Source organism: Neisseria sp. P0016.S008 (assembly GCF_051957775.1).
In the GTDB taxonomy this organism is placed as follows: domain Bacteria; phylum Pseudomonadota; class Gammaproteobacteria; order Burkholderiales; family Neisseriaceae; genus Neisseria; species Neisseria flavescens_B.
Genome location: NZ_JBQCWB010000004.1, coordinates 39,155 through 54,385 on the forward strand (window position 1 = coordinate 39,155; position 15,231 = coordinate 54,385).

The 15,231-nt window shown below is 46.4% G+C and carries 19 protein-coding genes; 6 read left to right on the forward strand and 13 right to left on the reverse strand.

The features are described from left to right. Positions 1-190: 190 nt before the first annotated feature. The 3 genes from porB to ACTHS8_RS06180 all read right to left on the reverse strand — a co-directional run bounded on the left by porB (position 191) and on the right by ACTHS8_RS06180 (position 4,635). Positions 191-1,252, reverse strand: coding sequence for a trimeric porin PorB (gene porB, locus ACTHS8_RS06170; RefSeq protein ID WP_295862466.1), 1,062 nt, complete (start codon positions 1,250-1,252; stop codon positions 191-193). A 313-nt stretch (positions 1,253-1,565) separates the two neighbouring features. Further along, a complete protein-coding gene (gene truA / locus ACTHS8_RS06175) occupies positions 1,566-2,411 on the reverse strand; it encodes a tRNA pseudouridine(38-40) synthase TruA (protein ID WP_440373262.1) in 846 nt (281 codons plus the stop codon). A 232-nt stretch (positions 2,412-2,643) separates the two neighbouring features. Further along, positions 2,644-4,635, reverse strand: coding sequence for a FimV/HubP family polar landmark protein (locus tag ACTHS8_RS06180; protein WP_440373384.1), 1,992 nt, complete (start codon positions 4,633-4,635; stop codon positions 2,644-2,646). 353 nt (positions 4,636-4,988) lie between these two features. Here ACTHS8_RS06180 and ACTHS8_RS06185 point away from each other — a divergent pair, with 353 nt between their 5' ends. From ACTHS8_RS06185 to dtd, 6 genes are all read left to right on the forward strand, one after another. After that, entirely contained in the window at positions 4,989-5,522 is a 534-nt protein-coding gene (locus tag ACTHS8_RS06185) for a septation protein A (protein WP_070712274.1), read from the forward strand. Next, on the forward strand, positions 5,522-5,812 hold the full coding sequence (locus ACTHS8_RS06190) for a YciI family protein (RefSeq protein WP_004519663.1): 291 nt from the start codon (positions 5,522-5,524) through the stop codon (positions 5,810-5,812). The genes ACTHS8_RS06185 and ACTHS8_RS06190 overlap by 1 nt, the downstream gene beginning before the upstream one ends. After that, positions 5,809-6,081, forward strand: coding sequence for a BolA family protein (locus ACTHS8_RS06195; protein WP_440373263.1), 273 nt, complete (start codon positions 5,809-5,811; stop codon positions 6,079-6,081). Before ACTHS8_RS06190 ends, ACTHS8_RS06195 begins: the two co-directional genes overlap by 4 nt. Positions 6,082-6,132: 51 nt before the next feature. Then, positions 6,133-7,005, forward strand: a complete 873-nt coding sequence (locus ACTHS8_RS06200; protein ID WP_440373264.1) for a peptidylprolyl isomerase — start codon at positions 6,133-6,135, stop codon at positions 7,003-7,005. A 45-nt stretch (positions 7,006-7,050) separates the two neighbouring features. Beyond that, positions 7,051-7,815, forward strand: a complete 765-nt coding sequence (locus tag ACTHS8_RS06205) for a peptidyl-prolyl cis-trans isomerase (protein ID WP_250580682.1) — start codon at positions 7,051-7,053, stop codon at positions 7,813-7,815. 98 nt (positions 7,816-7,913) lie between these two features. Then, on the forward strand, positions 7,914-8,375 hold the full coding sequence (dtd, locus tag ACTHS8_RS06210; protein WP_003748635.1) for a D-aminoacyl-tRNA deacylase: 462 nt from the start codon (positions 7,914-7,916) through the stop codon (positions 8,373-8,375). 59 nt (positions 8,376-8,434) lie between these two features. On the opposite strand, the gene ACTHS8_RS06215 is transcribed toward dtd, so the two are convergent. From ACTHS8_RS06215 to ACTHS8_RS06260, 10 genes are all read right to left on the reverse strand, one after another. Continuing rightward, positions 8,435-8,953, reverse strand: a complete 519-nt coding sequence (locus ACTHS8_RS06215) for a gluconokinase, GntK/IdnK-type (protein ID WP_440373265.1) — start codon at positions 8,951-8,953, stop codon at positions 8,435-8,437. 91 nt (positions 8,954-9,044) lie between these two features. Beyond that, the gene (locus ACTHS8_RS06220) at positions 9,045-10,430 is read right to left on the reverse strand and encodes a GntP family permease (RefSeq protein ID WP_440373266.1); all 1,386 of its coding nucleotides are present in this window, start codon (positions 10,428-10,430) and stop codon (positions 9,045-9,047) included. 575 nt (positions 10,431-11,005) lie between these two features. Continuing rightward, positions 11,006-11,782: a twin-arginine translocase subunit TatC gene (gene tatC, locus ACTHS8_RS06225; protein WP_070606845.1), complete on the reverse strand. Its 777-nt coding sequence runs from the start codon at positions 11,780-11,782 to the stop codon at positions 11,006-11,008. Positions 11,783-11,797: 15 nt separating this feature from the next. Continuing rightward, positions 11,798-12,457, reverse strand: a complete 660-nt coding sequence (gene tatB / locus ACTHS8_RS06230; RefSeq protein ID WP_440373267.1) for a Sec-independent protein translocase protein TatB — start codon at positions 12,455-12,457, stop codon at positions 11,798-11,800. A gap of 3 nt (positions 12,458-12,460) precedes the next feature. After that, on the reverse strand, positions 12,461-12,664 hold the full coding sequence (tatA, locus tag ACTHS8_RS06235; RefSeq protein WP_003679438.1) for a Sec-independent protein translocase subunit TatA: 204 nt from the start codon (positions 12,662-12,664) through the stop codon (positions 12,461-12,463). 41 nt (positions 12,665-12,705) lie between these two features. Beyond that, entirely contained in the window at positions 12,706-13,029 is a 324-nt protein-coding gene (locus ACTHS8_RS06240; protein ID WP_049329536.1) for a histidine triad nucleotide-binding protein, read from the reverse strand. 117 nt (positions 13,030-13,146) lie between these two features. Further along, positions 13,147-13,470 carry a phosphoribosyl-ATP diphosphatase gene (locus tag ACTHS8_RS06245; protein ID WP_003679440.1) on the reverse strand — a complete coding sequence of 108 codons (324 nt, stop codon included), beginning with the start codon at positions 13,468-13,470 and terminating at the stop codon, positions 13,147-13,149. A gap of 32 nt (positions 13,471-13,502) precedes the next feature. Next, the gene (gene hisI, locus ACTHS8_RS06250; RefSeq protein ID WP_440373268.1) at positions 13,503-13,910 is read right to left on the reverse strand and encodes a phosphoribosyl-AMP cyclohydrolase; all 408 of its coding nucleotides are present in this window, start codon (positions 13,908-13,910) and stop codon (positions 13,503-13,505) included. A 43-nt stretch (positions 13,911-13,953) separates the two neighbouring features. Further along, positions 13,954-14,721, reverse strand: coding sequence for an imidazole glycerol phosphate synthase subunit HisF (gene hisF / locus ACTHS8_RS06255; RefSeq protein WP_440373269.1), 768 nt, complete (start codon positions 14,719-14,721; stop codon positions 13,954-13,956). A gap of 40 nt (positions 14,722-14,761) precedes the next feature. Further along, positions 14,762-15,079 (reverse strand): hypothetical protein, encoded by a 318-nt coding sequence (locus ACTHS8_RS06260; protein ID WP_063075325.1) that lies wholly within the window; start codon positions 15,077-15,079, stop codon positions 14,762-14,764. Between the last annotated feature and the right edge of the window lie 152 nt (positions 15,080-15,231).

The following is a 15,231-nucleotide window of genomic DNA, read 5'->3' on the forward strand; positions in this document are numbered from 1 at the left end:
AAAACAATTTCTAAAATTTCATTTAGCATATATTAAATAGAATATAACCTGACTTAAATTTCCATAGGCCGTCTGAAAACGAATATCGAAAATACTTTAACCTGCCCCTGCAATGACAAAATACATTTCTTACAAAAACAAAAAGAGCCTGTATAAAACAGGCTCTTTTTCAGACTAATCTTAAGTCAGATTAGAATTTGTGACGCAGGCCAACAGTACCAGCAGTTTTCTCGTATTTGTAGTCGCCTTTGCCTTCTTTCAACCAGCCAGCAGACAGCAGGGCAGAAGTACGTTTAGAAAAGTCGTAGTCAGCACCAACGATAACTTGGTTGTAAGCGCTGTTCTTTTGTTTCACGCCTTCTTCTTTAGCTTTGAAACCGTGAGCGTAAGAAACACGAGGAGTTACGTTACCGAAGCGGTAAGCAGCAGTTGCACCAACTTCAGTACGTTCGTTTTTCTTAGCACCAGCTACGTCAGCTTTGAAGCCTTCGTATTGACCTACAACAGCAACCATCAGGTTGTTGGCATCGTAACCAGCAGTCAGACGGTGAGCTTGGTGATCTTTGTAAGTACCAGCAGCCAAAGTAGTATTGTGGTTGAATGCATCCAAGTAGCCAGCATCCAAGACAGCATGTTTAGCGTAAGAACCAGCATAGCGACCAAAGAAGCCAGAGTTTTCGTAGTTCAGACCCAAATCGTAAGACGCACGGCTTTTCACAGCGTGATCGTATTTGTCGCCAGGGTTAGCATTGTCGCGAGGTTGGAATTGTACGCTTGCGCTGAAACCACCCAATACAGGAGTGTCGTAACGTGCAGATACTTTACGAGTATCTACACGTTTAATTTTACCCAGTTGCAGAGCATCTGCGTTAGCGGCACTAGATTCCCAAGGGTCGAAGCTGTCGCTGCTATCTTTCAGAGCAGTGTTCAGATTACCGGCACGAATTTTACCGAAGCCGCCTTCCAAACCAATGAAAGATTCACGGTTAGCAAAACCAGAGTCACCACCGGCGATAGAAGTGTTTTGTTCAACTTGCCAGATAGCATTCAGGTTGCTACCCAAGTGTTCGTGGCCTTTGAAGCCGATGCGAGAACCGTAGTCAGCAATCTCAGTAGCAGTTTTAGAAGTAGTCTTACCTTCTTTTACTTGAGAAATTTCAACGCCGGCTTTAACTTGACCGTACAGAGTCACATCAGCCATAGCTGCAACAGGCAGAGCTGCCAAAGTCAGAGCAATCAGAGATTTTTTCATTGCTGTATTCCTTTTCTATTGTGAAGAAATAACTTAAGCAGACTGGACAATCCGCTTAGGCTTACTTTATCGCTGGAATCAGCGATTCCATGACTGTCACTATAATTGTTCCTCTCTAAAAAAACAAACTTTATTCAATCCTCCCCCACTACTTCGGAAACCAAATAAAGGTAGGCACAACCCAAATAATGGAAATTTATTATTTAAAATCAATGATAAATTCCTCCTAAAACCATATTTGCATTTTTACAACACTTTATCAATTTACACATTAATCACGCTATTTTGTTGCTTTTATACCAATAATCCGCAGTCAGGCCGTCTGAAAACCATTACCCAGAACGCTCATCCACTCAGGCAACGATAGTTGCATCACTCCAAACTCATCAGGATAGTCAACACCTGTTAGATACAGGCCATCTGACATAAACGTTGGCGGAGCCTTCAATCTACTTTTTGCATGAAAGACTGACTCAAACTCATTCACACTGATTCTGCCACTACCCACATACACCAATGCACCCATAATATTGCGTACCATATGATGTAAGAATGCGTTCCCATGCAAATCAAGGCACAGATAGCGAGAAGTTCCACTAATACTTGCACTATATAGTGTCTTTATAGGGGATTTTGCCTGACATTCAGCTGCTCGAAAACTGGAAAAGTCATGCTCCCCCTCCAATAAGGCAGCAGCCTGCCTCATCAGATTTAAGTCCAATTTCAAATGCGTCCACCCTACCCTGCCAACCAATAATGGAGAACGAACCGGTGAGGATTCCAATAAATAACGATAATGGCGGCCATAAGCATCAAATCGGGCATGGAAATGAGGTGCAACTTTTTGCGCAACCAACACAGCAACACCATCAGGCAAATATGCATTGACACCCCGCACCCATGCTTGCTCCGGACGACTTACTGATGTATCAAAATGCACCACCTGGGCAGTTGCATGCACACCCGTATCCGTCCTTCCCGCAACAATAGTATTAATTTGTTCCCCCGCTATTGAAGACAATGCCTGCTCTAAGGCCGTCTGAACAGTCGGCAAATCTCCGGCCTGTTTTTGCCAACCATAAAAACGGCTACCGTCATAAGAAAGGGTCAAAGCCCAGCGCTGCACGAGATGCCCTGTTGTATTTACTTGTTCAGTCATTTCTTATACTTCTTGTAAATTGATATTGTTGTCTATACTCAAGTAACAAATATTAAAAAGGCGTGATCAACACACTCCTCCATTATGTATTTCAGACGGCCTTTATCTTCAACCATCATATAAAATAAAACCGAAATCTTACCCAACCAATAATAGACTCAGCCAAAATCTTGCTTTTTAATTTACCATAAAAAAGATGCCGTCTGAAACGGCATCTTCATTTGACTGGCACTTATACACCAAGTTCTTTCATCAGTTTTTGGGCTTTATGCAGAATATCGCCTTCAGCCTCTTCAATCAGCCCTTGCAATGTTTCTCGAGCCGCTTCAGGATCACCGATTTCGATATACATCTTAGCCAAATCATATTTAGCTTCAAGCGGTGCAGTCATACCGACTGATTCTGAAACAAAACCTCTTTCACTATTGCTTTTATCGGCGGCTACTGAAACATCTTCAGCACCCCATTCCAATGCACCTTCTTCAATCACAAACTCAGAAGCAGCTTCTTCTTTCTCTACTTCTTCTTTGGTTTCTTGAATTTGCAAGTCTTGATCTTGCTTGACATCAAATGGCAGCACATGGCTGTCTGAATCTTCAGGGGTATCTACCGTAAACTCGAGTGGCTCTTCATTTCTTGACTCAGAGACTTTTTTCTCTGCCGCCACATCAAACTCAGCAAATGTATTTGCCTGCTCTTCTTTACGTTCCGGCATAACAACAGATACCGGCTGATACGGATTTTCTGGTTCAGGTTCGTACACGCTTTCTGTTGATTCGATATTGTCCCAATCAGCATGACGACGTTGCTCTGTCTCAACATCATGCGTTACTGCACCTGAAAGAATACCTGCCTGACTATTGTCAATCTTGCCCAAATCAAGTTTGACATCATTAATAGTGGAAGATTCTTCTACTTCATTGATAACCACATCATCTTCGAAATCATCTTCGATAAACAGACCATCTTGAGTTTTTTCAGACGGCGTTACTTTAGTTGCAGCAACTGCAGCAGCTGAAGCAGCAACATTTTTCTGTACAGGCTTCTCTTCATCCTTACGGCTTACAGGTACCGCCTCTGTCTCGTCTTTACGTTTACCGGCAGCTTTCAACAACAACCAAGCAGCAATAAGGGCTGCTCCGCCTGCCAATAACCATTTCCATAAATTGCCGTCTGATTCGCCTTCTGTTTGCTCCGCGACAGAATCCGTGGTTGCAACAGGCTCAGAAGCCACTACATCCTCTTGGGCATCAGAAGCCATAGCTTCTTGAATATCTGACGCAGGAACAGTCGATGCGGCATTTTCATTGACAGCTGCAGATGCTGCTTGTTCTGTTTGTTCAGCTGAAGCTTGTTTCACTTCTTCCTGTTGCTGTGTATTTACGCCAGCATCTTTAACCTGGGCTTCAGTTTTAGCCTCAGGCTGAACAACAGGTTTTTCTGTTTTAGCTTCTGTTACATTGACGGTTTCATTGTCTTTCTCTGTCGCTGTAGCTGTATTGGTTTTAACAGGCGCAGAAGAAGCCAAGCGTTGCAATTCGCTACGGTTTGGGATATTCAGCACTTTACCTGCCAACATACGGTTGGCATTGTTATCAATAAACACATCCGGATTGGCATTAACCAACGCTTGAATGGTTTGATCCAAGGTCATACCTTGCGGACGGATGCTGGACGCAATGGCAATCAGGGTTTCACCCGTACGCACCAAATGCTGTCTGCCTGAACGTACGGCCGTATCGTTTTTAGCAGAGGCCGTCTGAACTTGTTTTTTTTCAGCCTTACGTTGCGCATCTTTACGCACTTGAGCTACCTGATTGCCTGCTGCTTTATTGTTTTTTGTTACAGGCTGTTGGGCATTGCGTGTCGGCTCGAAGGATTGAGATTCAGCAGCCTGACGGGTGCGGACGGATGCCACATCTTTAGCGTCGTATCCGGCCGGATCGATGATGGCAGTGTATTCACGCGATTGCGTGCCGACACCTACTTGGAAAACCAAAACAGGATCTTTAATGGCTTTGGAAGAACGAATCGTAACGACTGCCTTATCGCCTGATTTGCGTACTGCCGCGCGCAAATTGCCATTTGAAATAGTGGCCTTGCCGCCGTTAAGCAGAGCCTGGGCTTCCTCGCCTGTTACGGTAATACTGCCTGTAAAAGGCTCACCCAGATGAGATTGGACATTCAAGCCGCCCAAACCTGCTGAAGCACCAAGCGATGTCATTAAAGCGATAGAAGCTGTAATTAATTTAATATTGTGATGTTTTTTCAAAACTGATCCCCTGTTCGGAAATTATGGTACTGACCAATGTGCGCGCATTTAACCATATATTTACTAGATATTACGTCATGATATATTTTTAACCCATTTCTGCCAAGCAATACAGGCCATTCAGCCTGAAATTCCTTGGTAAATCTATTACTTTTGCATGCTTGTGTTTCTTTTTTACAAATTTCTCTAACCCAAAACAAATATTTTATATAAATATATGCGGTATTAAAGTCATGAGGGAAGGTGCAAAAAAACACATCTGCCTGTATGATTAGCATTTACTCAATTAGTTTCATCATTAACATATGAAAGTTTTGAGCGACTTATTCGCCGTATTCTTATTTTTCATTACATACATCATCACCAAAGACATGATTGCCGCAACGGCTGTCGCAGTTGTAGTCGGCATAGCCCAAGCTGCGTTGACCTTTTGGAAACACCGCAAGCTGGACACCATGCAATGGATCAGCCTGATTTTGATTGTCTTCTTTGGCGGTGCAACGATTTTACTGAAAGACAACCGCTTCATCATGTGGAAACCGACCGTTCTGTTTTGGATCGGCGCGATCGTCATGCTGTTTAGTCATCTTGCCGGTAAAAACGGGCTAAAAGCCGTGATGGGTAAAGAAATGCAGCTTCCTGATTTTGTATGGACGCGCCTGACTTATGCATGGATTGGCTTCCTGATTTTTATGGGTGCTGCCAATCTCTTTGTCTTTACGTATTTTCCAGACCAATGGGTCAATTACAAATTGTTCGGCACATTGGGTTTCACAATCATTTTTTCTATCGCACAGGGCATGTATCTGATGCGTTTCCAGCCTAAGGAGAACCAATAATGGAATATTTCATGCTTTTGGCCACTGATGCCGAAGATGTCCACGAAGCACGCATGGCGGCACGCCCCGCGCATTTGGCACGTTTGGAAGAATTGAAAGCGCAAGGCCGTCTGCTGACTGCCGGCCCCAATCCCCTGCCGGATAATCCAGAACGCGTCTCCGGCAGCCTGATTGTGGCTCAATTTGAATCTTTAGACGCCGCACAAGAATGGGCCGAACAAGACCCTTACGTCGATGCCGGCGTATACGCCGAAGTCTTGATCAAACCCTTTAAAGCCGTGTTCAAATGAGCAATATGCATCAAATGATTGAAGAACGCCTGCAGGCACTTGAGCCTGAGTTCTTCGATTTTGAAGATGAAAGCCATCTGCACGCCGGCCATGCCGGCAATAAAGGCGGCGGGCATTATGCGATATTGGTGGTCAGCAACGCATTTGAAAATATCGGCCGCCTCCAACGGCAACGTATGATTAAGCAGCTTTTACAAGACTTGTTTTCAGACGGCCTGATTCATGCGCTCAGCATCAAAGCAACCACGCCGGACGAATACTTCCATTAAGATTACCGCCCAAACTTTGATTTCCAATCATTAATTTAGAAGAGAAATACGATGAAAAAAACCTACTTTGCTTCAGCCTTGATGCTCGCTCTGACTTCCGGCACCCTGTTTGCCCAAACTTTGGTTACCGTCAACGGCCAAGCCATCGACAGCAGCGTTATTGACGACCAAGTGGCTTCCGTACGCGCCAGCAATCCTAACATTCAAGATACGCCTGAATTGCGTCAAATGCTGACTGAACGTCAAGTTATCAGCACTGTTGTTACCCAAGAAGCCAAAAAATTAAAGTTGGATCAAAGCGCTGAATTCAAAGCGGCACTGGAGCAAGCACGTGCCGATGCCGCCAAGCAAGGAGCGGATAAAAAGCCCACATTCAAAACCGAATGGGCGGCTTTTGAAAATGATTTGTTAGGCCAAGCTTTCGCGGCACATATCGTCCGTCAATATCCTGTCCAAGAAAAAGATGTCAAAGCCGCTTACAACGACTTCAGCAACTTCTATAAAGGTACTCAGGAAGTCCAACTAGGCGAAATCGTAACCGACAGCAATAGCAATGCTCAAAAAGCCATTGCCGACTTGGACGCGAAAAAAAGCTTTGCTTCGGTATTGAATCAATATTCAATTGATGAAGCTGCCAAAAAAGCCGGCGGTATCCCTAAAGCTTATGTTCCGCTCAAAGATTTGCAAGAATCAGCACCTCCGCTTTATGCAGCCGTCAAAGACCTAAAAAAAGGCGCGCACACTAGAACGCCGCTACAAAACGGTAATCTGTATGCCGTCTTCTATGTCAATGACCGCCGTAATGTTACCGTGCCTTCTTACGAAGCCGCTAAAAACGAGATTGGCAGCGACTTACAGGGAGCCCGTGTCAATGCGGCCATTCAATCATTGCTGAAAAAAGCCAGCATCAAAGTCAACAAATAATATAACGTGCCCGCCGTTTATAGCGGCGGGCAATAAGGAACTCACATGAACATCAAGCCCAAAACTGCCGTTTTGGCCATCCTCGCCCTGTCAACGGTCGGTTTGGCAACCGCCAAAGCGCCTGATATCGATCCTGCCCGCATCGACAACATGGTTGCCGAAGTATTGAGACAGGCCGACCAGCATCCCAACCAGACTGCCAAACCCGATGGTCAGGCAATCCGCAAAGATGTGGTTACACGCTTGCAGACTTTGGAAATCTTGAAAAATGAAGCCTTTAAAGCTGGTTTGGACAAAGATGCGGAAGTGCAGAATCAATTCAAAAACGTTGAAGCTGAGTTCTATGCCAACCAATATGCTGCTTATCTAGAACGTCAAACCGCAGTTGACGATGCCGAGTTGCGCCGTTTCTACGACCAGCAAACACGCATTATCAAGCTGCAACAAGTCAGCTTTGCCTCAGCCGACGAAGTACGCGCCGCGCAAGAACTGCTGCTCAAAGGCTTGTCATTCGAAGAGCTGATGAAGCGCTATCCTAACCCAGAACAAGAATTTGACGGCTTCATTTCTCCGCAACAGCTTCCTCCCCAACTGGCCGTTGCTTTTGCCGACATGACCCGGGGCGACGTAACACATGAGCCGATTCAGATGGAAAACCGTTTTTATCTGTTCAAACTCAGCGCGGTAGAGCATGATCCGAATGCCGAACCTTTCGAGCTGGTACGCAACCAAATTGCCCAAGCAGTCAAACGGCAAAAAGTTAATAATCAGATCGAACGCATCTTAAAAGAAAACGGCATTAATCCGTAAATTGATTCAATGGTTTCAGGCCATCTGAAACCATACTCCAACCCAAAGGGCGTGTCTTTTACGCCCTTTTTTACAAACTTCTTTTATTCAAAAACATCATGCGCGCCGTTATTCAAAAAGTTACCCAAGCCAAAGTTGACGTTTTGTCCGAAAACTCCCGCGAAACCTGCGGAAAAATCGACAACGGATTTATGATATTGCTCGGCGTTACCCACGCTGACACGGAAGCAGACGCCAAATACATTGCGGACAAAACCGCCAACCTGCGTATCTTTGAAGATGAAAACGGCAAATTAAATTTATCGCTCAAAGATGTCGGCGGCTCGATATTACTGGTTTCCCAGTTTACCCTTTACGCCGATGCGCGCAGCGGCCGCCGTCCGTCCTTCTCCAATGCCGCCCCTGCTGAACAAGCGGATAAACTCTATCAATATACCGCGCAACTTTTGCGCGAACATGGACTGACTGTCGAAACCGGCAGATTCCAAACCCATATGCAGGTTTCCCTTTGCAATGACGGGCCGGTTACCTTATTGCTTGATTCGCAAAAAACATTCTAAATCTCATCAAAAAAGGCCGTCTGAAATATTTCAGACGGCCTTTTCATTTCTGATCATTACTAAATCAAGCCTTGCGCTTTTACCCAGTTCACAATATCTGCCTCAACGGCTTCAGGCGAACCCGGATTGTCGATTTTAACGCCGTACTCATCCGCACCCAGCTCTTCCAAAATCTCCAGCTGCGAATCCAGCATACCGGCTTTCATATAATGCCCCTGGCGCGACAGCATACGTTCGAGATTGATTGCTTGAGGCGGAGTCAGATGAATAAAAGCCACCTTCCCTTCCGCACCACGCAGAATATCTCGATAGTGATGCTTGAGTGCGGAACAAGTAACGATGGAATATTTTTCCCCGTTTTTTGCCTGCTCCGTCATCCAGTCACGCAAATTGCTCAGCCAAGGATAGCGGTCTTCATCCGTCAGCGGAATACCGGCACCCATTTTGTCGCGGTTGGCTTGAGTATGGAAATCATCGCCTTCGGCATAGGGACATTGATCAAGATATTTTTGCAACGAGAGTGCGGCCGTGGTTTTACCGCAACCGCACACGCCCATCATGACAAAATGTGTCGTCATTTTTCTACTCCTTGTTTATCTGGATTTTAACGGTATTTAAAAACGGGCGGATTGTGTTATCTCAAAAACACTATCCGCCGGCCGTTTTCGATTAAACCAAAATAAACAACACTGACGATAAAGCAAAACCGATGAGTGCGATAAGTGTTTGGTTGACCGTCCATGTCTTCAAGGTCGTCGGCACATCCATATTCAACAGACGACCGACAAGCCAGAAGCCGGAGTCGTTAAAGTGGCTGCAACCAACGGAACCTGCCGCCGTAGCCAAGACCACGCAAGTAATCTGCCAATCGCTGAAACCTGCCGCTGCAACGGCCGGTGCCATCAACGCGGCAGCGGTAGTCAATGCAACGGTCGCAGAACCTTGCGCAATACGCAAAGCCAAAGCCACCAAGAAACAACCCAGCAAAACAGGGATACCCAAGTCCGCCATACTGTCTGCCAAAGCCTTACCGATACCGGAGGCACGCAATACGCCGCCGAACATACCGCCTGCACCGGTAATCAAAATGACCGAGCAAACCGGACCCAATGCGCCATCGATGGTTTTCTCCAAAGCGCTGGCTTTTTCACCACGTTTGCCACCCAATACATACATGGCTACCAAAACAGAAATCAGCAAAGCAATCGGTGTCGAACCGATCATACGACCAAATTGCACCCAACCTTCGTCTGCGCTGACGACTTTCTCGCTGATTAAAGTGGATAAACCAGTATTCAAGAAAATCAACAACATAGGAATCAGCATAATGCAGACGACGGTAGATGCTTTTGCAGGTGCTTTCGGCTGGTCATTATCTTGCGTACCGCCACTGATCAGATCAGGAACAGGTACATGAATGCTGTGACCCAAAACTTTACCCAATAAATAGCCACTGAAATACCAAGTAATCAAGGTAACAGGCAAACCTAAAATCAGCAGTTGACCGATGTTTGCACCATAAAATTCAGAAGCAGCAATCGGGCCGGGATGAGGCGGCAGGAAGACGTGCATAACCGAAAATGCGCCAATAGACGCCATCGCGTATGGCAGAACGGTCTGCTTCATACGGCGTGCCGTTGCAAACACAATCGGCAACATCACCACCAAGCCGGCATCAAAGAAAATCGGGAAACCAAAAATCAAAGAAGCCACGCCTAAAGCAAATGGCGCACGATTCTCACCAAAAATCCGAATCAGCGCATCTGCCAAGGACTGCGCACCGCCGGAAGTTTCCACCAAACGGCCGAGCATTGCACCCAAACCAACCAATAACGCCACGCTGCCAAGCGTACCGCCGAAGTTTTTGACCAATACATCATTAACAATGCTGCCCATAGGCAGACCTGTTACGATGGCAGTCAGCAGGCTGACCAATACCAGCGTCAGCAAGGCATGAACGCGCAGTTTTACAATCAAAATCAAGATCAGCAAAATCGCTGCAGCGGCGATACCGAGCAAGGTACCGGCACTCAGCGTTTGAGTCCATCCATCCATTTTGAAGCCTTTCTCTGTAAGAAAAATACAAATTTATTAATGTTTCTTAACACATTTGGATACGATAACACATTTTTACACAGAATCATACGGCTGGATTTAGTCAAAATATAAACTTCTCTTTTTCAAAACCCTTTTGCCAGATGCTTGATAACTAAGGATAGCAAAGAAAAAACAAGGACAATAAAAAGGCCGTCTGAAATGCAGTTAATTTTCAGACGGCCTGACATCATACTTTTCAATAAGATAGAAACGAATATTTTTTATCAATTACCTAATATCAAGATCCTTGATTTATACCTTGGCCAAAATCACCTTATTTCCCAAACGTAATTTCGCCAGCTTGGTATTGAAATCATCTTCAGAGTACCAGCCCATTGACGCATGAGGGACTATTACGCATTACTGCTTCGATTTCGGCAAAACCCTCGGTCGTAATTTTTAGTCGCATCAAAAGAATTTGTGGCTGTAGAGTTTTTGTACGATTCCCCGAACATTCATCATTCTGTTTCTTAAAAACTGAAAATACCATGATACAAAGGCCGTCTGAAAAATTCTTCAGACGGCCTTAATTCTTAAACTTCTGCCGGTGGTTGCGGTGTATCTTCATCTTCCTGCTGCGTTTTCACTTTGGCAAAACGACTGAACCAAATGCCTGCTTCGTAGAGCAGAATCAGTGGGACAGCAAGCAGGGTTTGAGAAATTACGTCAGGCGGCGTGATGATTGCGGCCACGACAAACGCACCGACAATCACATACGGACGCGCATTCTTAAGCTGTTCAGTCGAAACAATACCCATTTTGGCAAGCAACACCACAACGACGGGAACTTCAAACGTCGTTCCGAATGCGACAAACATGCCCAAAATAAAGGACAGGTATTTGTCGATATCGGTCGCCATATTGACGCCGACAGGGGTTACACCGGCCAAGAATTTGAAAATAACGGGAAACACCAAAAAATAGGCAAACGCCATCCCAACAAAAAAAAGTGTTACGCTGGACAACACCAGCGGCGTAATCAAACGTTTTTCGTTTTGGTATAAGGCAGGAGCGACAAACGCCCAAACTTGATACAGCGTGTGCGGCAACGACAGCAGAAACGCCGCCATCAAAGTAACCTTGACCGGCACAAAAAACGGCGCGATCACATCGGTCGCAATCATGCTGGTATCTTTAGGCAGATTGGCCATCAATGGTTCGGCAACAAAGGTATAGAGCTGCTGGGCAAACGGCATCATGCCCAAAAAGCAGACGACGATACCGATGACGATCCACATCATGCGGCGGCGCAGCTCGAGAAGATGCTCGATAAGCGGTTGGACGGGTTGTTCGTGTTGAGATTCGGACACCGGTTGACTCACTTTTTACTTACGGACGCGCAGTTTGGGCTTGGCGTGGAATTTCGGGCGCATATCGCGTTTGCGGCTCATCGCCTGCTTACGCAAAGAGGTCGTATGCAGCGGAGGAACATCAGCAATAGGAGATTCGATATAGCTGACTTCAACCGCAGGAGCAGGTGAAACTGAAGCCGTCAAGTACTCACGCCAAGCGCGGTCTTGCTCGGACTCGGCATTTTCAGCCTCGACAAGCTCTTGTTGCACTGCCCCACCCTGCTCAGAAGCCTCGATTGCACTTTCATTCTCAATGCTGTTTGAAGCCAGATCAGGCAAAGGATTGCCCAACTCGTCCACTCCGAAATCGGCAGGCGTTTTCTGTTCGGGCAGACGTTCCCACGGCTTGAGGCCGTCTGAAATATCGCTCAGGTTTTTTTGTGCATCATTGCCCAAGTCTTTGATACCGTCGCGAAACTCCGAAGCGGCGGCTTCAAATTCCTGCTTCACCTTGCGCAATTCGTCCAACTCAGCCTGAGTGTTGAGCTCCTGCTTGACGTTGTTGACGAAGCCTTGCAATTTACCGACCAAACGCCCGGCCATGCGCGCGGCTTGCGGCAGACGTTCGGGGCCAAGTACTATCAGGGCGACAACGCCGACCAGCAGCAATTCGCCCAAACCGAAATCAAACATGGATTATGCTTTGTCTTCGTCTTTTTTGTGTTCGATGACTTCGTCTTTTTTGGCATCTTTGCCGTCTGTACCTTCGTTCAGGCCTTGTTTGAAGTCATGTACCGCACCGCCGAGGTCTTTGCCGACGTTGCGCAATTTTTTGGTACCGAATACCAAAACGACGATAATCAGTACGATAATCCAGTGCCAAAGAGAGAAGCTACCCATGATAAATCCTTGAATTTGTTTAATTTAAAAAGAGATAATAATTATGCAGGCGTACCCATGATATGGATATGCAGGTGGAAGACTTCTTGTCCGCCGCCTTTGCCTGTGTTGATCAGGGTTTTGAAACCGTCGGTCAAACCTGCCTCATGGGCGATTTGAGGAACTTTCAACATCATTTTGCCCAACAGGGTTTGATGTTCGGCGGTTGCATGCGCCAGTGAATCGAAGTGCACTTTCGGAATCAGCAACAGATGTACTGGTGCGGCAGGACGGATGTCTTTGAAACAAAGCATCTCGTCGTCTTCGTAAACGGTTTGTGCCGGAATATCTTTGGTTGCGATTTTGCAGAAAATACAATTATCCATAATGGCTCCAATGGCCGTCTGAAAACGGGCGTAACGGGTTTCGACCAAAAAAGGGAAATCGTTTTACCCCAAGAGACGGATTCTGAAATAGGTCAAATACGAGATTGTAATATAAATTCAAGATTCTTTGCGAGAAGCTTTTTCCACTAATCCCGACAAACCTTGACGGCGCGCAAGCTCGTTTACTACATCTTCGGCGCGCAATCCGTGATGCGCCAATAAAACCATGGTGTGAAACCACAAATCCGCCACTTCGTAAACCAAATGCTCGCCGCCGCCATCTTTAGAGGCCATCAAGGTTTCACCCGCTTCCTCGATGACTTTTTTCAAAATCTTGTCTTCGCCTTTGTGCAGCAGTTGGGCAACGTAAGAAGCATCGGGATCGCCGCCTTTGCGCGAATCGATGACGTTTTGAATTTGGGTAAGGATAGTATCGGTCATGGTCGGTTTCCCTTATTTTCTTTCAGACGGCCTTAAGGATGTTTATGTCCGTAAATCGCCTCTTCATCTTTCAACACGGCATCGACTGTCTGCCATGCGCCGTCTTGCCAAACTTTGTAAAAACAGCTTTCGCGCCCAGTATGACAGGCAATGCCGCCGTTTTGTTCAATTAGCATGACCACCGCGTCTCCATCGCAATCCAGGCGCAATTCATGTACTTTTTGCGTATGTCCGGACTCTTCGCCCTTCATCCATTGTTTTTGGCGGGAACGGCTGTAATAGTGGGCAAAACCGGTTTCTACGGTTTTTTGCAGGGCCTCGGCGTTCATCCAGGCAACCATCAGCACACGGCGTGTCTGCCAATCTTGGGCAATCGCGCAAACCAAACCTCTTTCATCAAATTTTACGGCATTCAGCAGCGTTTCTTTTATGTTCGACATTCGCGTTTTTCTCCCATATTTTCAGACGGCCTTTGGATAGTAATCACAAACGCACTTCAATTCCTGCTTCACGCATGGCCAGTTTTGCTTCGCGGATACTCGCTTCGCCAAAGTGGAAAATACTGGCGGCCAATACCGCATCTGCCTTTCCTTCTTTAATGCCGTCCACCAAGTGTTGAACCGAACCGACGCCGCCGGAAGCAATGACCGGAATATCGACCGCTTCGCTGACCGCGCGTGTCAAAGGCAGGTTGAAACCTTGCTTGGTACCGTCCCGGTCCATGCTGGTCAGCAAAATCTCGCCCGCACCGCGCCGCTGCATTTCGACAGCCCACTCCACCGCGTCCAAACCGGTCGGATTACGTCCGCCGTGGGTAAAGATTTCCCAACGGGTGTTTTCAGGGTTGACCGCTTTGGCATCCATGGCAACAACAATCGCTTGCGAACCAAAAAAACCGGCCGCTTCGTTTACCAAATCAGGATTGGTTACAGCGGCCGTATTGATGCTGGCCTTATCGGCACCGGCATTAAGCAGACGACGGATATCGGCAACTGTGCGCACGCCGCCGCCGACTGTCAATGGAATAAAAACTTGTGAAGCGACTGCCTCAATAACGTGCAAAATAGTGTCGCGATTATCGCTGGAGGCAGTGATGTCCAGAAAGGTCAACTCATCCGCGCCTTCATCGTTGTAGCGTTTGGCAACGTCAACCGGATTACCCGCATCGCGCAGACCCAAAAAGTTGACGCCTTTTACCACGCGACCGTCTTTTACATCCAGACAAGGAATAATTCGTTTTGCCAATGCCATACTCAATACCTCTTATCCGCTCTCAGGCCGTCTGAAACCGTCAGGCCAAAAATTTGCTCAACCAATCCGGCAAATGTTGCAACAGCTGAAAATAACCAATGCCGGCCATCATCGCCAAAACACAGGAAATAATGAAATTGCTGTCAATGCGGCCGACTATGGAAAAAATCAAACCGGCAAATGCCCACACTATCCCATTGAAAATCATCCAATAGGTATCGATAATCGGCAAATCAAACGCCGTCAGCTGTCGCAGTATCACTGCAATCAGTGTGAACCACAAACTTTCGCTTAGCGGATACACTTCGCGATCGGATGACCAGATAATCCAAAAACCCAAAACAAACGCTTCAAGCATACCAATCCCTTAATAAAATAAGATATTGAGTGAGTTGTTTTTTATAATTATTTCAGACAGATTTTAAGTCTAAGGACTTTGCAAAATGCCGCTTTTAAAGGCATTTTCAGCTATGCGCCAACTCCTGCGCTGTTACACCCTGCAAAGCCCTA